This window comes from Paenibacillus apiarius (assembly GCF_017052585.1).
GTDB classification, from domain to species: Bacteria; Bacillota; Bacilli; order Paenibacillales; family Paenibacillaceae; genus Paenibacillus_B; species Paenibacillus_B apiarius.
Genome location: NZ_JAFFHZ010000001.1, coordinates 1,234,650 through 1,260,585, shown reverse-complemented (window position 1 = coordinate 1,260,585; position 25,936 = coordinate 1,234,650). Strand labels below are relative to the sequence as shown.

The 25,936-nt window shown below is 51.0% G+C and carries 23 protein-coding genes; 15 read left to right on the top strand and 8 right to left on the bottom strand.

Annotation, left to right across the window (positions count from 1 at the left end; all coding sequences use genetic code 11):
- Nucleotides 1–28 precede the first annotated feature (28 nt).
- From JSQ80_RS05735 to JSQ80_RS05715, 5 genes are all read right to left on the bottom strand, one after another.
- Nucleotides 29–244, bottom strand: a complete 216-nt coding sequence (locus tag JSQ80_RS05735; RefSeq protein WP_087435739.1) for a hypothetical protein — start codon at nt 242–244, stop codon at nt 29–31.
- A gap of 96 nt (nt 245–340) precedes the next feature.
- The gene (locus JSQ80_RS05730) at nt 341–1,528 is read right to left on the bottom strand and encodes a hypothetical protein (protein WP_206094677.1); all 1,188 of its coding nucleotides are present in this window, start codon (nt 1,526–1,528) and stop codon (nt 341–343) included.
- Nucleotides 1,529–1,598: 70 nt separating this feature from the next.
- Nucleotides 1,599–2,429, bottom strand: coding sequence for a carbohydrate ABC transporter permease (locus JSQ80_RS05725; protein WP_206094676.1), 831 nt, complete (start codon nt 2,427–2,429; stop codon nt 1,599–1,601).
- A gap of 9 nt (nt 2,430–2,438) precedes the next feature.
- Entirely contained in the window at nt 2,439–3,386 is a 948-nt protein-coding gene (locus JSQ80_RS05720; protein WP_206094675.1) for a carbohydrate ABC transporter permease, read from the bottom strand.
- Between the two features lie 331 nt (nt 3,387–3,717).
- Nucleotides 3,718–5,061 (bottom strand): ABC transporter substrate-binding protein, encoded by a 1,344-nt coding sequence (locus JSQ80_RS05715; RefSeq protein WP_206094674.1) that lies wholly within the window; start codon nt 5,059–5,061, stop codon nt 3,718–3,720.
- Nucleotides 5,062–5,473: 412 nt separating this feature from the next.
- On the opposite strand from JSQ80_RS05715, the gene JSQ80_RS05710 reads away from it, so the two are divergent.
- The gene (locus JSQ80_RS05710) at nt 5,474–6,763 is read left to right on the top strand and encodes an MFS transporter (protein WP_206094673.1); all 1,290 of its coding nucleotides are present in this window, start codon (nt 5,474–5,476) and stop codon (nt 6,761–6,763) included.
- A gap of 375 nt (nt 6,764–7,138) precedes the next feature.
- Here JSQ80_RS05710 and JSQ80_RS05705 read toward each other — a convergent pair whose 3' ends face one another.
- Nucleotides 7,139–7,882: a YwaF family protein gene (locus JSQ80_RS05705; protein ID WP_087435733.1), complete on the bottom strand. Its 744-nt coding sequence runs from the start codon at nt 7,880–7,882 to the stop codon at nt 7,139–7,141.
- 216 nt (nt 7,883–8,098) lie between these two features.
- On the opposite strand from JSQ80_RS05705, the gene JSQ80_RS05700 reads away from it, so the two are divergent.
- From JSQ80_RS05700 to JSQ80_RS05690, 3 genes are read left to right on the top strand one after another with little or no spacing between them, the layout of a single operon-like run.
- Nucleotides 8,099–8,419 (top strand): PadR family transcriptional regulator, encoded by a 321-nt coding sequence (locus JSQ80_RS05700; RefSeq protein ID WP_087435732.1) that lies wholly within the window; start codon nt 8,099–8,101, stop codon nt 8,417–8,419.
- The gene (locus tag JSQ80_RS05695; RefSeq protein WP_206094672.1) at nt 8,416–9,753 is read left to right on the top strand and encodes a DUF4097 family beta strand repeat-containing protein; all 1,338 of its coding nucleotides are present in this window, start codon (nt 8,416–8,418) and stop codon (nt 9,751–9,753) included. The genes JSQ80_RS05700 and JSQ80_RS05695 overlap by 4 nt, the downstream gene beginning before the upstream one ends.
- Nucleotides 9,754–9,765: 12 nt before the next feature.
- Complete coding sequence (locus JSQ80_RS05690; RefSeq protein ID WP_087435730.1) at nt 9,766–10,038, top strand: hypothetical protein; 273 nt, start codon at nt 9,766–9,768, stop codon at nt 10,036–10,038.
- A 97-nt stretch (nt 10,039–10,135) separates the two neighbouring features.
- Here JSQ80_RS05690 and JSQ80_RS05685 read toward each other — a convergent pair whose 3' ends face one another.
- A complete protein-coding gene (locus tag JSQ80_RS05685) occupies nt 10,136–11,488 on the bottom strand; it encodes an Nramp family divalent metal transporter (protein ID WP_206094671.1) in 1,353 nt (450 codons plus the stop codon).
- Between the two features lie 330 nt (nt 11,489–11,818).
- Between JSQ80_RS05685 and JSQ80_RS05680 the strand changes: the two genes are divergently transcribed.
- The 7 genes from JSQ80_RS05680 (at nt 11,819) to JSQ80_RS05650 (ending at nt 20,153) form a co-directional block, all read left to right on the top strand.
- Entirely contained in the window at nt 11,819–13,720 is a 1,902-nt protein-coding gene (locus JSQ80_RS05680) for a heavy metal translocating P-type ATPase (protein WP_206094670.1), read from the top strand.
- Nucleotides 13,721–13,876: 156 nt separating this feature from the next.
- Nucleotides 13,877–14,530 (top strand): SGNH/GDSL hydrolase family protein, encoded by a 654-nt coding sequence (locus tag JSQ80_RS05675; RefSeq protein ID WP_206094669.1) that lies wholly within the window; start codon nt 13,877–13,879, stop codon nt 14,528–14,530.
- 221 nt (nt 14,531–14,751) lie between these two features.
- Nucleotides 14,752–15,486, top strand: a complete 735-nt coding sequence (locus tag JSQ80_RS05670) for an AraC family ligand binding domain-containing protein (protein WP_206094668.1) — start codon at nt 14,752–14,754, stop codon at nt 15,484–15,486.
- A complete protein-coding gene (locus JSQ80_RS29940) occupies nt 15,420–15,614 on the top strand; it encodes a helix-turn-helix domain-containing protein (protein ID WP_206094667.1) in 195 nt (64 codons plus the stop codon). Before JSQ80_RS05670 ends, JSQ80_RS29940 begins: the two co-directional genes overlap by 67 nt.
- Nucleotides 15,615–15,758: 144 nt before the next feature.
- Complete coding sequence (locus tag JSQ80_RS05660; protein ID WP_206094666.1) at nt 15,759–17,273, top strand: potassium/proton antiporter; 1,515 nt, start codon at nt 15,759–15,761, stop codon at nt 17,271–17,273.
- A gap of 346 nt (nt 17,274–17,619) precedes the next feature.
- Nucleotides 17,620–17,910 (top strand): hypothetical protein, encoded by a 291-nt coding sequence (locus tag JSQ80_RS05655; RefSeq protein ID WP_087435724.1) that lies wholly within the window; start codon nt 17,620–17,622, stop codon nt 17,908–17,910.
- Nucleotides 17,911–18,041: 131 nt separating this feature from the next.
- Nucleotides 18,042–20,153, top strand: a complete 2,112-nt coding sequence (locus tag JSQ80_RS05650; protein WP_206094665.1) for a methyl-accepting chemotaxis protein — start codon at nt 18,042–18,044, stop codon at nt 20,151–20,153.
- 101 nt (nt 20,154–20,254) lie between these two features.
- Here JSQ80_RS05650 and JSQ80_RS05645 read toward each other — a convergent pair whose 3' ends face one another.
- Nucleotides 20,255–21,472, bottom strand: coding sequence for a NupC/NupG family nucleoside CNT transporter (locus JSQ80_RS05645; protein WP_206094664.1), 1,218 nt, complete (start codon nt 21,470–21,472; stop codon nt 20,255–20,257).
- 283 nt (nt 21,473–21,755) lie between these two features.
- Here JSQ80_RS05645 and JSQ80_RS05640 point away from each other — a divergent pair, with 283 nt between their 5' ends.
- From JSQ80_RS05640 to JSQ80_RS05625, 4 genes are read left to right on the top strand one after another with little or no spacing between them, the layout of a single operon-like run.
- Nucleotides 21,756–22,916 (top strand): nucleotide-binding protein, encoded by a 1,161-nt coding sequence (locus JSQ80_RS05640; protein ID WP_206094663.1) that lies wholly within the window; start codon nt 21,756–21,758, stop codon nt 22,914–22,916.
- Nucleotides 22,913–24,187, top strand: a complete 1,275-nt coding sequence (locus JSQ80_RS05635; protein ID WP_240463560.1) for a CpaF family protein — start codon at nt 22,913–22,915, stop codon at nt 24,185–24,187. The genes JSQ80_RS05640 and JSQ80_RS05635 overlap by 4 nt, the downstream gene beginning before the upstream one ends.
- A 13-nt stretch (nt 24,188–24,200) precedes the next feature.
- Nucleotides 24,201–24,974: a type II secretion system F family protein gene (locus tag JSQ80_RS05630; protein WP_206094662.1), complete on the top strand. Its 774-nt coding sequence runs from the start codon at nt 24,201–24,203 to the stop codon at nt 24,972–24,974.
- A gap of 44 nt (nt 24,975–25,018) precedes the next feature.
- Nucleotides 25,019–25,900, top strand: a complete 882-nt coding sequence (locus JSQ80_RS05625) for a type II secretion system F family protein (protein WP_206094661.1) — start codon at nt 25,019–25,021, stop codon at nt 25,898–25,900.
- Nucleotides 25,901–25,936 lie beyond the last annotated feature (36 nt).

The window sequence follows — 25,936 nt, the reverse complement described above, 5'->3', positions numbered from 1 at the left end:
ATACGAAAAAAGTTGAATGAGGGATGAATTATTCGTATAGCGCGTCCTTCAGTTTGGTGGACATGCAAGCGCGTGGCTTGCCTTTACCGGCAGCTTGCAGCGATTTGCGCAGCCGCTCGTTGTCCTTCATCAACTGCTCCATATCTGCCATCAATTCCGCAACAAGCGCGGAGATCTCTTCATTAGCTGTTGAGAGAATCTCTTCTTTCCGCCGCATGTATTCGTTCAGTTTTGCTTCGTTCATAGGACAAGACTCCTGTTCATTTATACAATCAATGATTTGACTAGCCTCTTCATTATAAAGGAAAATGAAAAAGCCGTCATATACGACGGCTTCAGGCTACTGAACCCACTTTGCTTGTACGGCGTTCATATCGAGAACATGCATCGTATCCATGGCGTAGCTTCCGGAGGTGGCGAATTTCTCTGCACCGGATTCATATAAAATGTGCAGCGAATCTTCAATAACCGCCAATTCCTCTGACATTGGGGGCCCATCCAGCTTGTCCATCATAGCTTTGTTGTCGAGGAACCATACCGGGACAGTTTCTTTTCCGAGCTTCACCTTCATGTGCGGGGCTTCCTTGCGCGGATCGGCATAGAAGAGGATGGTGCTCTCGCTATTGCGTCCGAATGAATCGCTTAATATCCAATGGCCTTTCCATAGACTCATGCCTTGAATGCGATTCGGAATGGATAGGATCGCCGCGGGAAGCGGAGCTTCTGCGCTGGCGGCAAGCTGCGGCGGCAAGCCAGTCTGGGCGTCTATCTCATAGCCTTCCATCCACGCACGGTATTCCTCGCCGTCGCGGGTCCGCAAGTGGTGGGACGGATCCGTCGGATATTCTGTCCCGTGGGCGAACTCTCCGACCCATAGCAATCCGTCTTCATACGCAACGTTCGAAGCGCGGACGCCGGTCTTCAGACTGCCCTCGAACACAACGCGCCCTCCGTCCTCCGCCTTGTTGAGCGCTTCGATTGACAAGTAGCGCGCTTCGCCGCCCGAAGCGATCCACACATAACCCGGTGTGACGGCCGTGCCGCCTGCATGCCCGGTATAAGGCTTGTTATTCTTTTCATACAGCTCGAACGATTTCAGCAGTAATCCGCTTTTGGCATCCAGCAGGGCGAGTACGCTGACTCCGCCTTTTTCCCGATAGCCTGACATCACGAGCCAGCCTTGTTCAGGCGCGTAGGCGAGCCCTTGCGGAATGACCTGTTCATGCAGACCTGGAATAATCGGACCAAGTGTCGCCAGCTCCAGGATCGGCCGGAACTCCTTTTTATCGATGCGCATCTTCTTCTCGACTTCTTGCTGTGTCAGCTTTCCATACCGAACGGGAGCCTGTGCTGTTTTGGTCAACGGAACGGCAGTTGTGCCGGTGGCAGAAGACGCAGGCTCCTTGGCAGCCGATATATCAGACGCCCCTCCGGAGCCGCTGCCGCATGCGGTTGTCCAGAATAGAATGCCAAGCAGGAGCAGCCCGCGCGCGCTTTGTTTCCATTGTGCTTGCTTAGTTGAACACATGCCATCGCCTCCTATATTTTCATCGGGTTGATTAGATTCAAACCGTTCACTCGATCTTTTTGCTTATGCGTTATTTAAATGTCGAATTGGCCAATGCCGCCACAATATGCTTCTGGGCAAAGGTGAACACGATGACAATCGGCAGGATGACCATGACGCTCGCAGCGCTCAGCATATGGAAGGTCAACGCCTCATCGCCTGCCACAGAGTCACGCATCATCGCCACGGCGACAGTGAGCACGCGCATATTATCGGAGTTCGTCATAATGAGCGGCCAGAAGTAAGAGTTCCAGCTGCTGATGAACGTTAGCACGATCAGTGTCGCAATCGTCGGCATCGCCATCGGCACGAGGATGCGGTACAATTGGTGGAATCGTCCCGCGCCGTCCACGCGCGCCGCCTCCAGCACATCGTTATTCAATGATTTGAACGACTGCCGCAGCAAAAAGATACCGTATGCCGACGCTCCGTGGGGGACGATGAGCGCGAAATACGTGTTCAACCAGCCGAGCTTAGACATCATCACATAGACCGGCACGAAGGTAACCTGCTCCGGCACGATTAGCGCTGCGAGCACGAGAATGAACCATTTGTCTCGGCCCCGGAAGTTCCCTTTGGCGAATGCGAAGGCGGCCCAGATGGCGACGTTGATTTGCAGGAACATGATGCCGAATGTCTGGATCGTCGTATTGAGAAAATAACGTCCGAACGGCGAAGCTTGAAATGCCTCGACGTAATTTTGCCAGCGGAATGACTCCGGCCAGAAGGAGGGAATCGCCAGACGCAGCTCGTACGGCGTCTTAAGCGAGGTGACAACGAGCCAGTATGTTGGAAAAAACATCAGTATCGTTATTAAGATGGCTGCTGCCAACCGGATGGAAGATGAGATGGATTTGGACATCCGCTAAGCCTACCCTTCGTAATGTACTCGTTTTTTGGAAATCCATAGTTGAATGACGGTCAACGTAATAATAATGATGAAGAAGATGACGACAAGCGCTGATGCGCGGCCGGTGCGGAAGTCGGAGAAGGCCATCTGATAAATCCAGAACACCATCGCCTTCGTTGCGTTAAGCGGTCCGCCGTTCGTCATAATATCGATCGATTGGAACACCTGCATCGAGCCGATAAAGTTCGTAATGATAAGGAACAATGTCATGGGAGACAAAAGCGGCAATGTAATATGCCGGAACTGGCTCCAGCGCGTGGCCCCGTCAATGCTTGACGCTTCGTAATATTCCACCGGAATGCTGCGAAGTCCTGCGATGAAGAGCAGCATTGCGAAGCCGACGCCCTTCCATAATGACACGGTGATGAGCGCAGATAGTGCCGTATTCGGATTCGTCATCCAGGCTACGGGGTCGAACCCGGCCAGATGAAGAATGTGATTCGCCAAGCCGTATTCCGCGTTGAAGATCCATAAGAAAATCATGGCGGCTACAACCATCGAGATGTAATACGGCATAAAGACAACGGCACGCAGGAAGTTGAATATTTTTGATGTGGAGTTGAACAGCAGCGCCAGCCCGAGACCGATAACAATCGTGAAGAAGACGTCGAACACGGTATATTTGAACGTGACGGTCAATACTTTCCAGAACTCTTCCCCCGATAACAGCTTCGTATAATTCTCCATGCCGACGAACTTCTTAATCGGACGCGTCATGTTCCAGTTCGTCATGCTGATGTATATCGAGTAGATGAGCGGGTAATAAGTAAACACGAGCAAGAATAGCAGCGCCGGCAGCGCGAAACTGAAGTCCTTCCACTTTTCAAAGAAGCGGTACCAAGACCAAGGCCGTTTGGCGGATAGCCGGGCAGGCTGTACAGCATAAGATTGTTCCGAATGTGAATTCATATCGATATTCGCCCTCTCCTTAGAACGGAATCAACTGATAATAGAAAGGCCAAGCCAAAGCCGCACGCCCTGTGTCCATACTTGAGGGGATACAGCCTTGCTTGACCGCTGAACTTTTGATCACGAAGCATAACTGGAAGCTGATTCGACATCGAATCTTGCATTCACCTTCGAAGAGCTTATGCTTCCAAAGTATGTTTCCTTTAGAAACATTTCAGGTGCTCATGTAGGTTCTGCCTACACTCCGCTCCTCCCTCTTCAGGTTCAAGCAACCTTCTCGGTGCTGAAAAGTTCAATATTTGATCACGAAGCATTACGGATTTGATCACGCTTAATTGCTGTCTTCCAGCACTTTGTTGATTTCCGCTGCCGCTTCCTTCATCAATTGAGCCGGATCCCCGTGTTCGAGCACCATTTTTCCGACTGCTTCAATATAGAAGTTGCTGAACTCCGGATACAGCGGATGCTGGAGGCGGGGCTGAACGTTATCGAAATTTTCGAGCACCGCTTTATATTGCGGCCAGCGTTCCTGATAAGCTTTGCCTTCTTCGGTATCGACGACTGACTTATGTGTTGGCAAATAGCCGACTTTCTCCGCCCATTGAATGTTATGCTCTTGGCTTGTCATAAACTGAATGAATTTCCATGCTGCTTCTTTTTGGTCGTCTTTGGCACCGCTCATCATGACGATACCCGCTCCCCCGATATTGGAAATGCGCGTTTTATCGCCAGGCAGGAAGGAGACGCCGACTTCAAAGTCTGCATTTTCCACATATGTCTTAATCATGGCGGAAGTGTGTTCAATCATGGCGATTTTACTTTCCAGGAACATTTGGCGCATTGTGCCGGACGCTCCTTTGCCGTATCCGATATGCATGGCGCCTTCATCTACCCAACGTTTGAAGTTTTGAATGTAGCGCAGGCTTTCCGGCGAATCGATGCTGGCTTGCGTCATATCGGCGTTCAAGACGGAACCGCCGCCGTTGATCATCCACGGATCATAGTACCAGTTGTCCCATCCTGGGACGGAAAGAGCATAACGCTCGGTTTTGCCGTCTTTTTTCACCGTGACCTGTTTGTTGAACGCTTCGACTTCGTCCCAGGATTGCGGCGGTGTGACGCCTAGCTTGTCGATCATCGTCTTGTTGTAAATCATGACGCTCATGCTCACGATAAGCGGAAACCCGAATTGGCGTCCTTCGTAAGCATAGGCTTTCGCCATGCCTTCGGAGAAGCTGGTCATGTCGACCTGATCGCGCTCGATATAAGAGGTAAGGTCTTCAAAGATTCCATCATGAGCAAACATGGGCAAGGAAGAGACCTCAACGTTCGTTACCGCAGGAACGTCGTTCGCCGCGACCGCAGCAAGCAGCTTCTTGTGCAGATCGCCATAGCCGCCTTGATAGACTGGCTCAATCGTAATGTAAGGATATTTCTTGTGAAATTCTGCAATCATATACGTCAAGCCCTCTTCTTGGGCTTCCGCATGAGAGTGCCAATATTGAATCGTGACTGGCGTCTTATCTTCTTCCTTTACAGCCGGAACGGCAGTATCCCCTTGGCCCTCGGCCGAATCGCCCGTGCTTGCCGGAGCGGCGCCGCTAGAACATCCGACGACTGCCAGGAACAGCATGGAAATAATGGTTAACATCGTAAACCAGCGTTTTGCTTTCATAGATACATTTACACTCCTCATGAATGGGTTCCTAATGTAGGGTATTGAGTTAGCTAATGAAAAATTAGATTCTGCAGTAAAATCATCGGAACTGTGCACATGTCCCATTGTAAAATGTGATTTTTAACATAGCGTTAAGCTAGTAATAAGGAATTGTAAATAATGCCATTAATTTTGCAGGGCGAATATAGAAATGCCTACTTCATCCTATGGGTATGCGCTTTCAAAAATAACTCGAATATTGAATACATTTTAATAAACTATGAAAACGAAACCGCTTAAACTTTTCGTGTGCTAAAATAGGGAATATTCTTAATTCTGACACGAAAGGGACTATGAACAGCATGATGCGCATACGTGAACAAGATAAGAGCATGGGTGTCCTTCTGAGCCTCTGTACGGAGGCAGGCAGATGAGTTCCATGGAATCCTTGAATCATAGTTTCTATCGCAAGCGGCAGCTCCGCCATATGTATGTCTACATGTTTATGCTTTTTACGCCGGCGGCGGTCTTTTCTTCTTTTTTTCCGTTATATTACAAAGATATCGGTTATAGCGATGCCATGTACGGATTGCAAAACGCAGTGCTTCCCATCGTTGGCATGATCGGCAATTATTTAATTGGCTACTTGAGCGACAAGTTCGCGGCTATGAAGCCTCTCCTGTTGGCCCTCCTGCTTGCGTTGCTTGGAGTATTGTTTTTCGTCTTTCATACCTCGGAGCCGTGGACGGTGATGGGGCTCATTTTTGTTTTTCAATTTCTGTGGGTGCCAGCCACGTCGCTGACCGACAGCATGGCGATGCTTGCGGCGAGACGGCTGGGAGATTCCTATGCGGTCATTCGCGGCTGCGGCGCGGCAGGGTTTGCGGTATCGGCGGTTCTTATCGGATGGCTGCTGGAGCGGCTGCCGGGACATGCGTCGATGGGATGGATCGTGATGGTTCTGGTCGGTTTGACCGGCTGCGCGCTGCTGCCGCTGCGGGATCCGAGACGGGACGATACGCCGCGGAATGCTGCCGAAGCGTTTGCGGCAGAGGTTGGCGAAGGGAGAACGGGCGGGAAAAAGCCGCGGACGAAGGTGAACATGAAGGAGTTCTGGAGCTATGTTTTTACGCGGCGCTTCGTACTCTTCATGATTGTGCTCATCATTTACAATATGACGCTCATCTTCAACGATCAATATTTTAGCTTCATGATCCGGGATATGAACGGAAGTTCGCTCGACATCGGGCTCGGATGGATGCTGCCGGCGGCGACGGAGGTATTCGTCTTCTTATATTTGGGACGCTCCGGCCGGCAGTTCCGGCCGCTCACCATGCTGGCATTGTCCGCCGTCATTATGGCTGCGCGCGCGCTAGTCATCTACGCAACGGACATCCTGCCGCTCATCTTGTTCATGCAGGCGATTCAAGGAGTGGGCATCGCCCTATACTTCATTTATTTGGCGGAGTATATGATGGATCTCATTCCCGACCGTTTTCGCGCAAGCGGCCAAGCAGTCATGTCGGTCGTCATGAGCATCGGGGCGACGATGACGGGAAGCCTTATCGGGGCTTTTATATATAATCAACTGGGAACAAAGGCTCTGTATTTAGGCATGGGGCTGCTCCTGCTCGTATCCGCCGCCGGATTTATTGCCGCGGAACGTCTGGAAGGGCGGCATGGCACCGTTTGCCCAGAGACAGATACCCACTCTGCATGAGGTGAGCCGCTCATCACATGCAGAAGGTTCATTCCGTTATATTCCAATCTGATATCAAAGCCGTTCTCATCTTCGCGCTGCGACTGGGAACGGCTTTGTGCATTTTGTATATCCTTTACCTTTAGACCACTCTCTCGGTGACTCCCTCTGAACGACAAACATGAATTCCGAATGAGAGAGCAACATTTCAAAAATCACCTTGTGGTATAACTAAACACGAATTCCAAACAAGGAGATGAGGGCATGAGTAATCTGGGCGTGTTTGTCAGAAAAATGGATGTATTCCGGTCAGTATATAGTGAGGCTGCTGCTGGCTCCTGCTCGTGATTGTCATAGATCTGCGGTTCCAGTCCGCCGGTATGTGAAGCACTGCGATTAATCATAGCCCGTCTCCTGCGGCCGCGCTTGCCGAACTCGCGCAGATATGGCAAATGGCAGGTACATGAGCAAGAAGATCAGGCATGCGACAACCTCCAGCGACACTAAGTACCATGGATACGGTCCAAGCACGTCCAGAAGCGAGGCCGTCTCAGGCTTGCGGGCGAGGAACATGTAATTGCCGCCGGTCATTGCGTTCACGGTGCCGACTGCAACAAGGAGCAGATTGAGAAAGCCCATGGCGGCGAATACAGATTTTAGGGTTGGACGGTGTCCCTCCACCCAGAGCATATAAAGCACAGCCAAAATAATGGCGATATGCGCCGCAAAAAATTCAATGAACCGGAAGTGGGGATAGTCATAATCGAGCGCTGGGGTGAGCAGCGCTTGCAAGGCTCCGCCGATTCCGACGAAGTATACAATCTGGAACAAGCGCCGGCTTTTCCAGATGAGCATCGCAACGGACAGGTACAACGATATGGTGCATAGCTCAAGCGGCAGCGTATCCTTCAAGTCGTACCGACCATACCAGATATACCACAGATTCAGCGACAGCTCGGACAGTGCGAGTACCGTCACCAGACTGAAGCGGACGATGCTCCCCATTTGGTTTCCCCGAAGACTCATTCGGTACGCATACATTAGCCAGATGAGCAAGGCGAACAGGGCCAAGGTTACGATATGAGCGGGCGAATAGGCTGTGAACAGGGATACGGCTTGTATATCGAACAATTGAGCCATGGGAAATACCTCCATATAAAAACTGGATTCATTATACCATGCCAAAGAAAGCGTTAGGCTTCCTTTTTATCGGCAGAATAGTTATCGAAATCATGGAGATGAATTTAGTTTTAAAAGGTACCTTGTATTGTACAGTAGTGTGTGTTACTATGTAGAACATCAAGCCATGGAACGATTGTCCAGATAAGTTGAAATAGATGCGAAGGAGGCAATCGAGTGAACGTTCAATTCAAAAAAGGCGCCTTGGAACTGTGTGTGCTTGTGCTGACCTATGAGCAAGACCGCTACGGCTATGAACTCGTTCATCGCATTTCAGAGAAGTTCCTCGTGGCAGAAGGCACGATGTATCCCCTGTTGCGCAGACTGACGCAGGAAGGCTATTTTTCGACGTATTTGAAAGAGTCGCCGGAAGGGCCGTCCCGAAAATATTACAAGCTGACCGAGACGGGCGAGACTTACATGCGCGAGATGATGGCAGAATGGAGCCGCTTCTCGGAAGGCGTGGATGAAATTATTAAGGAGGTCATGAAAGCATGAGCATGCAGAGACTGGAATTTCTAGTGAAGCTGGAACGGTTGTTGAATGGAATCCCGGATTCCGAACGCAAGGAAATAATGTCTGATTTCGAAACGCATTTCGCAGAGGCGCGTGAAATGGGGAAAACGGACGACGAAATCGTGCGCTCGCTCGGCAGCGTTCAGTCAATTGCGGACGAGATTATCGAGCAGTATCGTCCTCATGCGGCTCCAGCGGGCGGTTCCGGTACAGAGAAGCCTTCATCTGGCGAGCGGGAATCATCATTTCAAGCGGGCGGCCTGAACTTCGAATTGCCGAACTATCATCATGATTCACTAGAGGGGAACCAACCATATGGGTATATGGGATCGGCGATTCATGCGGCGAACATCATGACCGATGTGACGGATGTGTTTATCGAATCATATGACGGTGATACTTTCACGTATCGATTCGACACGAGCGATCCGGAGCAATATGAAGTGACTGAAGAAGTTGTCCACGATACTTACAATATTAAGGTGATACTGCGGAGAACAGGCGCGAAGCGATTCTTTTCTTTGATGTCCTCTGCCGGCGCCGATCTATATGTCCGAGTGCCGCAATCGTTCCGTGGCAGCATGCGCCTTAACTCCAATTCGGGTGATGTAAAGCTGCGGTATTTGCAGAACGAGCAGATCCGCATCCAACTGAATTCTGGCGATGCAAGCATCGAGAACAGCTCGATCGGGCTGCTGCGTGCAGACGCCAAGTCAGGAGATGTGGAGATTGAGAACTGCCGCTTCGGTGTGCTGGAGGTAGAGGCGCTCTCGGGAGATTTGGCGGTGGAGAACGTGGCAGCGCAACGGGTTCGCCTCAATTCCACGTCCGGGGATCTCGAGTTGGAAGGTGTAGAAGCCGAAGAGCTTGTGATGGAACTGCTGTCTGGTGACTTGGAGGTACGCAATGGACGAGGAGAGAGATGGAGCTGCAGCACTGCCTCCGGTGACGTGAAGCTGGAACGTATTGCGGCTGATGTGGAAGCGGCCTCGGCTTCGGGCGATGTGACCGTGCAGGACATCTGCGGCACGCTGCGTGTGGACGTGAAGAACGGGGACATCCGCTGTGCCGTAGGTCCCGAGACCGGGGCATGCGACATTGGCAATGTCGCCGGCAGCATTGATCTTCGTATTGCGTCCTCCACTCGACAAATGCAGTTGGAAGCGTCCGCCCTCCTCGGAGACTTGTCTCTCAACGTGCCATTGCTGCAACGGCGCAGAGGATCGGGCGGCTTCTTCGAAGGCGGCATCGGAGAAGGCGGTCCGCTCGTCAGATTATCTACAAAGGTCGGAGACGTCAACGTAAATATGGATTAAGAAGAAAGAGAGTTGAAGCGCGTGCAGCATGATTACTATTCCGTCGAGAAGCTTATCGAGATGAAGCAAGGACAGGTCGAACGCCAGGCGCGATACATGTGGATGCGGGGACAGGCGACATGGAGTCTCCCGGCCGAAACAGGATTGAACGAATTGCGTGACAAGGCTCTTTCCGTGCTGCGGGAAATGCTTGATTCCGAGCAGGAGGAGATTCGGCTTCAGGCGGCTGCAATCATCATGCGGCTCCAACCGGTCAAGAAGCGCACCTTCCGCTTCGGTTCATAATACAAGCAAAGGCTGCCCCCCAATCGCGGTTTGATGGGGAAGCAGCCTTTTGATATTGTAATGGCAGTTTAAAATAGTAGCTTTTTGAACAATCTCCTTACATAAAGGTTCCAACAAGCAAATAGAGATTCAAGCCCGCAATCATGATGCCGGATACCCAGGCGAGACTATTCATCCAGAGCGGGGAAACGAAAGCCCCCATCTTCTTCGTGTCGCTCGTGAACCGGATAAGCGGAAAGACGGCAAACGATAATTGGAAAGAGAGGATGACTTGACTCAAAATGAGCAGATCCGCCGTTCCTTCCTCTCCGTAAATGGCGATGACGATGACGGCGGGCACGATAGCGATGAGACGCGTAATGAGGCGGCGCACCCAAGGTTTGAGCCGGATTTGCAGAAAGCCTTCCATGACGATCTGCCCGGCGAGCGTGCCAGTCAAGGTCGAGTTCTGGCCGGAGGCGAGCAGCGCTACAGCGAACAGCACGCTCGCCATGCCTGTGCCGAGCAGCGGTGTCAGCATGTGATACGCATCCTGAATTTCCGCGATCTCGGTATGTCCGCTCGAATGGAACGTAGCGGCCGATAATATCAAAATGGCGGCATTGACGAACATGGCCAGTATCAACGCGATCGTTGAATCAAGCGTCGCGAACCGAATCGCCGATTTTTTGCCTTCATAAGACTCTTCATAGTTACGTGTCTGTACGATCGAAGAATGCAAATACAGATTATGGGGCATTACGGTCGCTCCGAGAATGCCTAGCGCGATGTAGAGCATTGCCGGATTTTTCACAATTTCGGCGCTGGGAACGAATCCGTGCAGCACTTCGCGAGCGTCAGGTCTGGACAAAATAAGCTCGGCGCCGAAACACATCATAATCGTAGCGATCAGTACAACGACGATTACTTCAATATATCGAAAGCCTTTGTTCTGTAGCAGCAGCACGATCAGAATATCCAATGATGTAATAATGACCCCGATAATAAGGGGGAGTCCGAATAATAGCTGCAAGGCGATCGCCGAGCCGATGATCTCCGCCAGATCGCAGGCCGCAATCGCCAATTCGCATAGAATCCATAACACGAAATTGACAGGCTTGCTGTAGTGGTCGTGACAGGCTTGCGCCAAATCTCTTCCTGTTGCAATTCCGAGCCGCGCAGACAACGATTGCAGCAGCATGGCCATCAAATTTGAAATTAAAACAACGGATAATAGCGTGTAATTAAATTGCGAGCCGCCTGCAATAGCGGTTGCCCAGTTCCCCGGGTCCATGTAACCGACGGCGACGAGGTAGCCCGGCCCGACAAAGGCGAGAAACTTTCGGAAGAAGCTGCCCTTCTTCGGCACCGGCATTGATTTATACGCTTCGGGAAGACTGGGTTCGTCCCGTTGTTGCTTCCATCCATCCTGAACGTCAGCCGTTGATTCATCATTAGGATACGGCTTCATGTGTAACCCTTCTTTCTAGTTGTGTCGACGTGCGCCTTGTTAGTTAATAATGAAGGGGGATGTTATACCCTATATAAATATTATACCCCCAACTAACAGAGTTGCACCAGGTGAATAATGTTTCCTTGAGGCAAGATAAAACTTTTATTCACAATTTGCTGTATGTAGATTATAATAAGTATAGAAAAGTTTCCTCTGTTCAAAAAAAATGACCACGGTGAAAATTAATCTCATTCTCAATACATGCTGTTCCCTATATGGGAACAGCATGTCTCATTTTTAGGGGATTAACAACGATAGTCATTATCAACGAAGGAGGATATTACACTTATGAACAAGCGATCAACAATCCAATTATGGTGTGAAAAATATGGCGAAGCACTGGCGGCGGCAGGCGCTTTATTCTTTATTCTGCTGGCTTTAGTTGCCGGAATGGTGTCGGAAGCATGGGCGATAGCTTTTTATCTGCTGGCTTATGTTAGCGGTGGCGGGTTAAAGTTAAAGGACGGAATTGCAACATTGGTCCGGGAAAAGGATTTGGACGTCAACCTGCTGATGATCGCGGCTGCGGTTGGTGCGGCTTGCATCGGGTATTGGTCGGAAGGCGCCGTGCTTATTTTCATCTTCGCGCTGAGCGGAGCGCTGGAGACATTCACGATGAACCGAAGCTCACGCGATATTTCCGCGCTGATGGAGCTGAAGCCCGAGCATGCGAACGTGCTGCGGAACGGGGAAGAAGCGAACGTACCAGTCGAAGAGCTGCGGCTTGGCGAACTGGTAATAGTCAGACCGGGAGAGCGCATTCCGGCTGACGGCACGATTACGGAAGGACATTCAGCGGTCAATCAAGCATCCATTACCGGAGAGAGTCTCCCCGTTGATAAAGCTCAGGGCGATGAGGTATTTGCGGGTACGGTGAACGGCCAAGGGGCGTTATATGTGGAAGTGACGCAGACCAGCGAATCCACTCTTTTCTCCAAAATCATTCGCCTCGTTCAGGAAGCGCAGAGCGAAATGCCGAAATCGCAGCGGTTCATCGAGAAATTCGAACGCATCTATGCCAGAGTCATTATATTGGCGACGATCGTGCTTATTCTCGTTCCGTTTTTGTTTTTCGGAGAAGCTTGGGAGGACGTATTTTACCGCGCCATGGTATTTCTTGTGGTCGCATCGCCATGCGCCCTCGTCGCTTCGATTATGCCGGCGACACTCTCGGCTATCTCGAACAGCGCCCGCAAAGGCATGCTGTTTAAAGGCGGGGCGCATTTGGATCATATCTCGCGCATTCAAGTGATTGCCTTTGACAAGACGGGCACGTTAACAATGGGAGAGCTTTCAGTAACGGATGTCCTCCCGTATGCCGGTTTCTCCGAGCACGAATTGCTTCAAGCGACGGCTGCGCTTGAGTCGCTGTCGACGCATCCGATTGCGAAGGCTATCGTGCAAGAGGCCGAAGCGTGCCGAAGCGGACAACACATCGATGACGCATGGATGCGTCCGACCGACTATCAAGCATTGGCGGGGCTTGGCATCGAGGCTCGGATGGGCGGCGCGCGCTGGCGCGTAGGCAAACCGAAATTTGTTATGCATGCGGAGCAACAGAATGCTCTGCACGGCGTGGTGCGCAGCCTTCAGCAGCAAGGCAAGACAGTCATCGTTGTTCAGCGGGAAGAAGAAATTGCAGGCATTATCGCACTGCAGGATCGCATCCGCCCGCAAGCGAAAGCAATGGTGCAGCAGTTGCAGCGGATCGGCATCAAAGTGGCAATGCTGACTGGCGATCAGGAGCAGACGGCTGCCGCCATTGCGCAGGAAGCAGGGATCGAATTGGTATTTGCCGAGCTGATGCCGGAGGATAAGTTGGATATCGTGAAGAAGCTGAAGGCCGAGTACGGGGAAGTCGCCATGGTAGGGGACGGCGTGAATGACGCACCGGCGCTCGCAACCGCCTCCGTCGGCATTGCAATGGGGGCAACCGGCAGCGATGCGGCACTGGAAACGGCAGATCTGGTCCTGATGAACGACGATTTGGATACGATTAAACACGCTATTTTACTTGGCAGAAGAACGCAGACAATCATTAAGCAAAATATCATTTTCGCGTCTGTGGTCATCACGGCCTTGATTATTACGAATTTCGCGTTCGGCGTTCCGCTTCCGCTTGGAGTCGTAGGTCATGAAGGAAGCACGATACTAGTCATATTGAACGGGCTCCGGCTACTTAAGTCCTGAACCAATGCGCCTAATTTGCACGAAGTCGGGTTGATAAGCAGGAAATTGCCGCTATCCTATCGTATTCATTCATTTATGAACGAATTGAACAGTCGCTCCTTATTAATTGGTATAATGAGGAGAGTTATTCCATAACCTTGTAGGGAGGTTTATTCCTTGACATTGCAACAACGCGATAAAGTGGTCATTATTGGCGATTCGATTACCGACTGCGAACGGGCGAGACCGGTTGGAGAAGGATTATTCGGCGCCCTTGGCAAAGGATACGTCTCGTTGTTCGATGCGCTGCTCCAGACGGAACATCCTGAGCTCGGCACAAGAGTCGTAAATATGGGAGTAAGCGGCAATACGGTGGTGGATGTGGAGGCGAGATGGGACACGGATGTTCTCCAACAACAACCGGATGGTGTAATTCTCTGCATCGGAATTAATGATGTATGGCGCCAATTTGACATGCCGCATGTGGTCGAATCCCACGTGTATGCGGACGACTATGAAGCTGTGCTGGAGCGTCTGGTGGCGTGCACGAAGTCTCAGGTGAGATGGATGGTGCTCATGACTCCGTTCTATATTGAACCGAATCCGCAAGACGAGATGCGGCGGATGATGGATGAATATGGCCGCATCGTCAAGAGAACGGCCGAAAAGCACGGGACGTTGTTCGTCGACACGCAAGCGGTGTTTGACCGTTTGCTGCTTCATATGTATCCGGCCTCCTTGGCTTGGGATCGTGTCCATCCGAATGCCATTGGACATATGGCTATCGCCAAAGCGCTCATTCACGCATTGCCTGTATCATCTTACTCTTAAATACTTATTAATCTACGTCCCGGTATGGCATACCGTCATCATTTGCATCTGGCATACCAGGACTTTTTCCCCTTTTACAAGAGGCGGCAGCCATTCCGCCCTCGATTCCGTAAGGAATCAAGCCATATTCAAGCCATATGCCGTTTGGTGAATATATTGCAAACGCTTACACAGTTTGGCTTGCCCATATTCCGCATATCGATCTTGAAGGGGAGGAATGAATGATGTCTGTCGTACAAAATGGTCGTGTAATGAAAAATAGGTGGGTCAATCGGGATACGGCTGAGTTTTCCGCTCGAGGCATTGTATTTTTCCATTCGCAATTCGAGTTCCCGGAGCCCTTGCCCTGCAAGATGTACAAGATCGATCAAACACATGGCTCGCTATGGGATCACACCCATGATTATTTTCAAATCTGGTATGTCGTAAGAGGCTGCTTTACTCATAGTTATTTGGGCCGGCAATATGAAATGCAAGCGGGCAGCATATGCATTGTTCCGCCGTATGCCGTGCATCGGGTCGAGTGGATGCTGCAGGAAAAAACCGAGATCATCGGCTGTGAATTCCTGCCTGTATATATTAATGACAGCTTCAATCAACCGATGCTGCAAGAGGACTGCTTGGATTACCGCTATTTGCAGCCGCTCTTGGCTGAAGAAGGCAAGCGGTTGATGAAGGTGAGTCTCATGGGCGAAGATGATTTGCGAGTGCGTCACATCCTTGAAGAAATGCGGAAGGAATTTCGGATGAAGACGCCGCCCCGGTGGTACCCAACAAGAAGGCGGAACGGCTCAACCGTTGCCGCGATTCGGTGCTGGCCTCAATCGATTTCGTCCAGAAGCATTATCGCGAAGAGATTCGTCTCGATCAAATATGCCGTCACGCCTCATTGTCCAAAACCAATTTTTGTGACGTATTTAAAGCCTATACCGGGAAGACCTTTAACGAGTATTTAAATGATTTGCGGCTTCGGCATGCCACCGAGCAGCTGCTCAAGCCCGACGTTACCGTCGCCGAAGCTTGCCGGGGCTTATATAGCTATATTATTTACGGTATAATGGATAAGTATATTCATATGGCATAAGTTAACTTGGCTTTCACTTCGTTAAGTCCCCCTTATCTCATTCCTTAATTGAATTGCACTGCGGCATGGAAAAGGCAACACCGCGATGCTGCGCTCTATCTCTACAGACATCTAAGAATTATCGCATGAAAGGATGATGCCGTCTTGTGGACGACTGACGGATTGTTATTTTTATTCGGGGGCTTATTGTTGGCCGGGGTGATCAGTGCCAAATTCTCGAATCGATTCAATGTGCCGTCCCTTGTTTTTTTCATTATAGTCGGTATGGCTCTGAATCCATTTATTTATTTCGACAATGCCAAGTTAGCGCAGCTATTCGGGATTTTGGCTCTGATCATAATTTTGTTCGATGGCGGCATGCAGACGAACTGGAGGCATATTCGCCCGGTCGTTGGATCTTCCGTCATATTGGCGACGTTGGGGGTCGTCATTACGGCTATCGTATTTGGCGTAGGCGCCGTCTATATTTTGGATATTGATTGGCGGGAAGGAATGTTGATCGGAGCCATCGTAGGCTCAACCGACGCCGCGGCCGTCTTCGCCGTGCTGGGGAGCCAGAACGTAAAGCAGAAGCTGACATCGACCTTGGAGGCGGAATCGGGCACGAACGATCCAATGGCGGTATTTCTGACGATTTCCTTCATTGAGCTTGTCCAGGCACCGGATATGTCACTGTGGAGCATGCTGCTTTCCTTCCTATGGCAAATGGGGTTGGGTCTTGGATTGGGCTTGCTGGCCGGATGGATTGCCATCCAAATATTGAACCGCATCTCGCTTGATACATCCGGGCTGTACCCGGTATTGTCCATCGGCTTCGCCATCTTTACATACAGCGGCGTCGGTTTGCTGCATGGCAGCGGATTTCTTGCCGTATATGTGATGGCATTGGTGCTCGGGAACGCTGATTTGCAATATCGGTTTACCATTGTAAGATTCAATGAAGGCTTTGCCTGGATGATGCAGATTATGATGTTCATTCTGCTTGGCTTGCTTGTGTTCCCGAATCAGTTGGTGGAAGTGGCATGGCAAGGAATTGTCCTTTCCATCATCTTGATGTTTGTCGCGAGGCCCATCGGCGTATTCATCAGCTTGCTTATCAGCAAATTTTCATTAAAGGAAAAGACGTTGATCGCTTGGGCGGGGTTGAAGGGAGCAGTGCCGATTGTCATGGCTACCTATCCAATGATTGCCGGGCTGGAGCACGGACAGTTGTTTTTCAATGTCGTATTCTTTGTCGTTCTGACATCTGCCCTCATTCAAGGAGCAACGATTTCACCGCTGGCCAAACGATTGGCATTGTCGGGGGATGCTTCGGGCGAAGCGGTGCATGCGCTTGAACTGGTATCTGTCGGCAAGACGAATATGGATATGGTGAAAAAGACTGTGGAGCCGGGGACAAGCGTTGAGAATCGCCCTTTGCATGAATTGAATCTGCCGGACGACACCTTGATAACCGCTGTAATTCGGGGAGAGGAAATGATTGCGCCGAAAGGGACGACGAAGCTGCAAGCGGGCGATGTGGCTTACGTGCTCGTAGCGAAGAAACAGCGGGACGAAATTCGCAAGCTGTTTACGGAGAAAGAAGAAACGTGCCGAGAGTCGCATGATAGCGGTGCAGCCAACGATATAGAGGCAGATACCAACAGTGAGGCACAATAAACATTTCAAATCTTTACATCGAACTGTGATCGATTTCCTTTAACCCGCCTTTTTAATAAGGCACTATGAAATGGATAGGGCGTATGCGTTTTCAGCCGCGACGCCAGACGGAATTTACGCTGATTGATCTCTCCCCCCACCATGCATGAGGCGTAATTCCTATTTTTACGACAAACGTACCTGTATTATTACAGGTGCGTTTGTTCTTTTTGCTCATTTTTCTGGGATATACACAAAAAAATGAGGAAAATGTTGTATGAGCTATTGTGAAATAGGTCCATTTAACCGATATTATAATAGTGCATGTAGAAAAGTAGCACAGCAAAGAAAGGTGAAGTTCATTACGATGAAATACGAGAAATTAAATGAAGCGTTCAAGCATCTGGGGTATCACCCGAACCGGTATGTTCATGTTGTGGATGTAACCAGTCAGACTATCGACTTTGATTACAGTGACAAGGAGCGGGTGGATCAGCTGGTCATTGGCGCGGAGGAACCGATGACCCTCGAGGAGCTGCGTCATGCTGCCAGAGAAAAGTTGATTGGGGAACATCCCGATTTTCAATTTTACCGCGAGGTGAATGTAACGAAGCTTGATATTGTGCACGCATTCGATCTGGGAGAAGAGTGCTTGTAACCGCGCTCATGCTCTGGGAGAGGGTTATACATATGTGATGCCTGGCGCCTTATCCTCTCCTGACGGGATTCAGGGATAGGGTGCTTTACTTACACAGCAGAGAAAGTTTCAGAGATAAGGAGATGAATCAGTTGAAGGGGAATAAGGGGAAACAACGCAAGAAGCAATGGAGCTGGAAAACGCTTACGGCTTCGTTTGTCCAAAATCCGGCTCGTTCGGTTGGAGCGAAGCTGTTCCTTGTGTTTGTTGTCAGTATTATCGTGTTCGTATTTGGCGTAGGTATGTTTTCCTATTTGGTATCGAAAAATGCGATTGAAAAGCGCGTATCCACCTCAAGCTATCAGACGATGGTGCAGGCTGCGCAAAAGATTGATATGCAACTCACCCAATTTAACAATATGACGATGCAAATTATGTTCGATCCGAACCTTACCTCATCGCTGAAGACGATGCGCGGATTGAAAGTCGGAACCTACGACATGATTCAGATGTCGGATGTGATTCAGAAAACGCTGCAAACCTATAGCGTAGGCAATTCGCTTATCGAGAACGTGTATCTCATTCCGATTAACGCGGATCGGACTCCGTTATCGGCTATGGGCATGCGCCAAGGCATTCAGAATATTAAGAAGAACGCTTGGTTCGAAGAGGCAAAAAATAGCAACGGGCAATCCGTTTGGGTTGGCACGATGCCGAAGGGCGTCGATAATTCGCCTGAGTCTACTTTCGGTATTGCAAGACCGATGCGTGATTTGAATTCCGGCGAGGCGGAATATATCATCTTTTTGGAAATTAAGCTGAGAGCGATTAGCGATTCTTTGGAGGATATCGATATCGGTGAAGGTTCAACGATTCAGCTTTTGAACCAACAAGGGCAATATATGTATGCCCAAGACGCGAAGGCATTGACGACTGCAGCGCCGGAATGGCTGCAACCTAAGGCGGAAGATGGCAAGAAGACGATAAGCGGGAGCATGACGGTCCATTCGGAAGACAATGGCGACATGCTGCTCGTGTACGATCAGATGAAAGCGAACAAGTGGGTTCTCGTGGGAGCGGTGCCTGTTCAAGAATTGGTGAAGGATGCGAAGAGCATCCTGACCTTGACTTTCATATCGATGGCCGCTGCTGCGTTGCTGGCTGCCGTTATCGGTTGGCTCGTCATTCAATGGGTAGCAACACCGTTGGTGAAGCTCCGCAACTTGATGAATGAGGGAGCAGAGGGGAATCTCTCCGTGCGGGCGACGTCGAAGAGCAAAGATGAAATCGGTCAATTGGCGCAAGGTTTTAACATCATGATGGAGCAAATTACGATGCTCGTGCAGAGTACGGATGCGAGCGCGCGCGCCGTGCTGGAAACGGCAACTTCTTTGTCCGAAGCCTCCCGGTCTACAGCCATTTCGGCGAAGGAAATCGCCGTTGCGACGGAGGAGATTGCGAAGGGAGCCACCTCCCTGGCCGTAGAAGCCGAACGCGGACATGATCTGACGCATAATATGGCTTCGCAAATGAAGCTGGTCGTCGGGGCGAACGAACAAATGGATGCTTCTGCGCAAGCGGTGGCGGAATCAAGTGAATTGGGCGCATCGAATATGACCGCTTTGATGGATCGGACTACGTCGACCGGAGACATGATGCGTTCCTTGGCCAATAAGGTAAATACGCTCAGCGAAAGCACGCAATCGATTCGCAAAATATTGGACGTGCTTCATAACATGACGAAGCAGACGAATATTTTGTCTCTGAACGCTACAATCGAGGCCGCTCGTGCAGGGACGGCTGGCAAAGGCTTTATGGTCGTCGCCGATGAAATCCGCAGTCTTGCGGAGCAATCCCGCCAGTCCATCGATATCGTCGGTCAAATAACCGAGCGCATTCAGTTGGAAATTACCGAGACGGTCGGAGCATTGTCCGAAGCGATCCCGATGTTCCAGAAGCAGGCGGAAGCGGTGAACGAGACGGATGTCATCTTTGGAACCGTTCAAAATCAGATGGGCGGCATGATCCAAGAGCTTAACCATGTTACCGGTTCGATTGAACGGCTGAATGAAGCGCAATCGACGCTTGTCGAAGCGATGAGCAATGTGAGCGCAGTCGCGGAAGAAGCGTCCGCTACCTCGGAAGAGGTGGCGTCGTTGAGCACGGAGCAGCTGAATATTTCCAACCGGTTAGTCGAGCTGTCCCAGCAGCTGGAAGATGTGTCCGTAAGCTTGAAAGACAAGCTGTCGCAATTTAAATACTAGGCAACGATAGCCGGATTGAATCCGTAACCAGAGATGCCCGTATTCCTGATGTGAGGAATGCGGGCATTTTGTTGGAGCGTTAAGTGTTTAAAACGCAGTCATCAATAGAACATGCCGGCGATGGCTGCGCTTAGCAGGTTGGCAATCGTTCCGCCAAGCACGGAGCGAAGCCCTAAGCTCGTAATATACTTTCGCTTGTCTGGAGCCATGGAGGCCAGACCGCTAATTTGAATGGCAATGGAACCGAGGTTCGCGAATCCGCATAAAGCAAAGCTGACGATCATGAGCGAACGGTCGGTTATTTGAGCTTTAATGGTTGGAATTTGGGAGAAGGCAACGAACTCGTTCAGCGCGATTTTCTGCCCGATTAAGCTGCCGGCAATCGGAGCATCGGCCCAAGGTATCCCGACCAAGAAAGCTACCGGCGAGAACAGCCAGCCGAGAATGCCTTGCAGAGACAAGGCTGCATTGCCAAACCATCCGCCGATTCCCCCCAACAGCCCGTTAACGAAGGCGATAAGCCCAATAAAGGCGATCAGGGAAGCGCCTACCGCCAATGCGATTTGCAGACCGTCCACCGCTCCGCGGGCAGCGGCATCGATGACGTTGCTGGCATCTTCCTCGCCGCCTGTAACATCGATATGTTCGTTAGTGACAGGGTGTTCTGTTTCCGGTATAAGCAGCTTGGAGACAAGCAATCCCGCAGGTGCGGACATGAAGCTTGCCGCAATCAAGTATTCCAAAGGGACGCCAAGCAAAGCATATCCCGCCAATACCGAGCCTGACACGGAAGCCATGCCGCCGACCATGACCGTAAATATTTCAGAGCGGGTCATTTGATTCAGATACGGCTTAATGGCTAGCGGAGCCTCGACTTGACCGACGAAAATGTTGGCGGTAGCGGACAAGGACTCGGCCTTGCTCGTGCCGAGCATTTTACTCAGGAAGCCGCCGATGATTTTAATCACCCACTGCATGATATGGAGATGATACAGCACTGCGATGAGCGAGGAAAAGAAGATGATGATCGTCAGCACTTGGAAGGCAAATACGAAGCCCTGCCCTGCCTGTGGAATCGCGCTTCCGAATACGAAGCTGACCCCTTCATTGGCATAAGTGATAACATAGGAGACTCCGTCAGATACGGCGCGGAGCGCCCGCCGCCCGGCTTCCCATTTGAGAACGATCATCCCGAACAGCAGCTGCAGGAAGAGGGCTCCTATTATGGGCCGCCAGCGGATGCGGCGCTTATCCTCGCAAAATAAAAATCCGATCAAAAGAAGGCACGCAATGCCTAACAATCCCCAGACGTATTGCATGAGTCACACTCCTTTGCAGTCACGACAGAGGTATTATTCGTTGTTGCATGCCTTCTTTATGCATTTTATGTAAAAGGAATCCAGCTGTGGTTCAACATAAGGAGGGGAGAGAATAAACATTGCGTCTCACGTAAAAATGTGGTATTGTAGGGATAACTTCACATTGAACGATTGTACGGAAGCACCGTCATCAAGCTAGAGACATGTTCTTGCATGTCAGCTTGGTGGCGGTGTTTTTTGTGCTTGGAATTCGACGCGGTGAGGTGGAAAGGAGAGAAAAAGCATGAGCAGGTGGGATATCGTCATTGCTCATCAGCAGAAGCGCGTACTTGATGGGTTTACGGATTATTGGAAGCAATCCAATTATGGCGAATCACTTCATTTGCGCGTGTTTAGCCAGCGTGATACGCTGCGCCATTATTTACGGTTGAAGCCCGGGATACATATGCTCGTGGCGGAGCCAGAGATCCTTCAGGAAGTAACGCAGGAAGATGTGGATGGGATACTTGTTATGGTGTTATCCACTGAGGACCGATCAATGGAATGTGCCTTTCCTTATATTGTCGAGAATCCGTACCAGCCGCTTTCCCGGTTGTTCCGCACGATTGAAGAGCGTTGTCACTCGCATTTATTGCAAGTCGCCGTTCAACCACCGGCACACGATTGCCGCATTGTCGGGATTACCTCTGCAGGGGGAGGAGCGGGGAAGACGACCGTCGCGTTCCACTTAGCGAAGCATGCGGCCGGCATAGGGAAGCGAATCTTTCTTCTCAATGTCGATCCGATTCAAGAATATTCGCTTCTGCAGCAGCCGCGTGGAGAAGCAGACGGCGATTCAGCTTCTTTGTCTCAGCTTCTTTACTATTTAAAGCGTAATCAGGAGAGCGGCACACGGCTCCCTATGCCATTGGAACAGTATACCGTCTCGTTGCCAATGCTTGGGGCGAGCACGTTCGAGCCGCTGCAAATGATGGAGGAATGGGGGGAGCTTGACCGTAAGCTGATGCAGCGACTTCTTTGCTGTATTCAAGCGAGCGCCCGTTTCGATCTGATCATAGTCGAAGGCCGCAACGAGCATCAGCCGTTTGAAGCGGTATGGAGCTTGAATGGCGAGGTCATTTGGCTGCTGCAGGACGATTTGGGGCACATAATCAAGTCCCAGCACATATTTGGGGAATGGATGCGGGCGGAAGATGAGGCGGTTCGCCATCGCCCTAAGCGAATGAGATTGGTGGTGAATCGTTATATGGGGACTATGATGAACCGCTGGACGTTTCGCGAGGCGGCTGTTAGCGGATTTCTTCCATATATTCCTTCTTGGAAACAGATTCATGGACCGGAACAATGGTTCCAATCGACGGTATTCGAGTCAACATTGGCGAATTGGGCGCACAACCATTTGAATCTGACGGGAACGGATCAGGTAAGGGGAACGGCGCGATGAGGAAGGGAAGCGGCACTGTGTCGAGCGCCGATCAACACTCCGCTGCGTTGGAAGCGGTCTATCTGCTTATTCGTAGACGGGTGCAAGAAAGTATGGAATGGGGAGAACCGCTGTCAGATGAGGCATTGACGGAACGTATCGAGCAGACGTTGTTCGGTTGTGATGAAGCGCGGCAATTCACTTCTGACACGCTATGTCAGCTTGTCAGCAGATTGTTCTACTCTTTTCGCGGACTGGATGCGCTGCAGCCGCTAGTGGATGATCCCGAGATAACGGAAATTATGATTAACAGCCATCAAGAGCTGTTCATTGAACGGCGCGGTTGCATGGAGCGGCTGACGCTCGGCTTTGAGAGCCGCGACAAGCTGGAAGACATCATACAAGCTGTCGTATCCCAGGTGAATCGCGTGGTGAATGACTTTTCGCCCATTGTGGATGCGAGATTGCCCGATGGGTCCAGAGTGCATGTCGTGCTGCCGCCCATTGCTCTGAAGGGGCCGACGGTGACGATTCGCAAGTTTCCGGATGAGCCGCTTACTATGCACGACCTTGTGGACGGCGGCGCCATAAGCGAAGAGGCAGCATTGCTGCTGCAAATGCTAGTGCAAGCAAAGTACAACATATTCATTAGCGGGGGAACGGGCTCGGGTAAGACGACGTTTTTGAATGCCCTCTCGCAAAATATTCCTGCCGGCGAACGGGTGATTACGATTGAAGACGCTGCGGAATTACAGATTCGCACGGTTCCCAATCTGGTTTCGCTTGAGACGCGCAATGCCAATTCGGAAGGGAAAGGAGCGATCTCGATCAGGGAATTGATTCGCGCTTCGCTGCGGATGAGACCGAACCGCATCGTCGTCGGGGAAGTGCGGGGCGCAGAGGCGCTCGACATGCTGCAGGCGATGAATACCGGGCATGACGGCTCCTTGTCGACCGGGCACGGAAATGGAACAAAGGATATGGTGAGCCGCCTGGAGACGATGGTTCTGAGCGGAGCCCGGCTCCCTATTCTTGTCGTGAGGCAGCAGATTGCATCGGCGCTTGATATTATCGTCCATCTAGCCAGAATGCGGGACGGATCGCGCAAAGTAATGGACATAGCAGAAGTGCTTGGCGTTGCAGAGGGAGAGGTGATGTTGGCGTCATTATACCGGTATGAAGAACGCGGGGAACAAGACGGGAAAATAGCAGGCAGTCTCGTTCCGTCGGAGCATGTCATTCGCAATAGGCACAAGCTGCGGATGGCGGGTCTGGATGTGCCCTTAAGATGAAAGGAGCAAGAGAATGAAGCAACCTTCCCGCCAACTTGATATGGGTTTGCCGCAATATTCGGTCTATGTTATGAATCGGAAGGAACGCCTGTTTGCTCTCTACGCGGGAGCATCTGTTATGGCGGGAATCGGCTACTTGTTCTACCACCACTGGCTGGCCATGATAGTGCTGGCCGTTATCGGAACACGTTATACCCGTATCAGGCAGTCTGTGCTGCTGGAGCGCAAACGATCGCAATTGACCCAACAGTTCAAGCAAGTGCTATATTCTTTATCTTCGTCATTATCGGCAGGGCGTTCCATGGAAAATGCATTTCGGGAGGCCAGTTATGATTTAAAGCTGCTGTACCCAGGCACTGAAGTGGATATCATCAGAGAACTGCACATTATTTCAATGAGGCAGGAGAATGGTGAACCTATTGAGAAGGCAATTTTGGATTTCAGCCGCCGGGCGGAACAGGACGACATATCTAATTTTGCCGACGTATTCGTCACTTGCAAGCGAACGGGCGGGGATCTGATTGAGGTTGTCCGCCGGACAGCGTCGGTCATCGGCGAGAAAATGGAGATTATGCAAGAGATCGAAGTTCTTGTTGCGCAGAAAAAGCTGGAGATGAAAGCGATGATGGCGGCGCCTTTCTTGTTTTTGGCATTCCTGAATTTGACTTCACCCGACTTCATGGCGGCTTTATATGAAGGCATGGGCAGAATGATTGCTACGGCCGCGCTGGGCTTGCTTTTGCTGGGAGCATGGTTAATTCGGAAAATGATGAATATTCGCGTCTAAATGGGCAGGAAGTGTGTTGTTACGTCGAAGGGGAGGTGAACAGAGTGCTGCCGGAATGGGTATGGGGGCTGGCTTGCATAGGAGGAGCGCTGCTCTACTTGTTGGTGAATCAAATAAGCAGAGCCCGTTATGACAAGCTTATTTCAAATATGGGGATCGAGCCGAAGACGGCTCGTTGGCTGCCGGCATCGCTCCTGTGGCTGGAGAAAGCGCAGCCTGCCTTGGACACGCATCCGTCATTGGCTTCTCTGCGTCAAGCCGTAATGCAAATCTATGGGCCTGCCCTTTCCCATACGATGTATCGGGCCGTGATGGCGGAAATGGCGTTGTATGCATATGCGGCACTGCTTGCCGCCCTGCTGCTTCCTGCTGTTACCGATGGAAGCTTCGCGAACATGGCGGGAGGGCTGCTGCTCGGCACCATATTGCCGTTGGCGCGTGCGCGGGATGTCATCAATAGAGCAGAAAGCAAACGGCAGGAGCTGCAATTGGAGCTGCCTGAGCTGCTAAGCAAATTAACGCTGCTGGTACAGGCGGGAGAGACGGTTCAGAAGGCATTGGCGCTCTGTATTGAACGAAAACGGGAGGAGCGTTATGGACACCCCTTGTACGCGGAATTGAACCGCATGATGAAGGATATACAGCACGGCTATTCGTTCCCTCAAGCAATGGAGCAGTTCGCTAAGCGCTGCGCGATGCAGGAGGTGTCGATGTTCGTTACCACGCTCCTTATGAATCACCGGCGCGGAGGCGCAACATTCGTCCTTGCGATGGAAGAGCTGGGAAGGCAGCTGTGGGAGAAGCGCAAGTCGGTTGCCCGCAAGCGGGGCGAGGAAGTGTCAACGAAGCTTGTTTTTCCGATGATGCTTATGTTTCTCGTTGTCCTTGCCGTAGTTGGAGCGCCTGCTTTATTAATGATGAAATAAAAAAGTCAATCCTTTGCGAGAAGGCAAACAAACCGA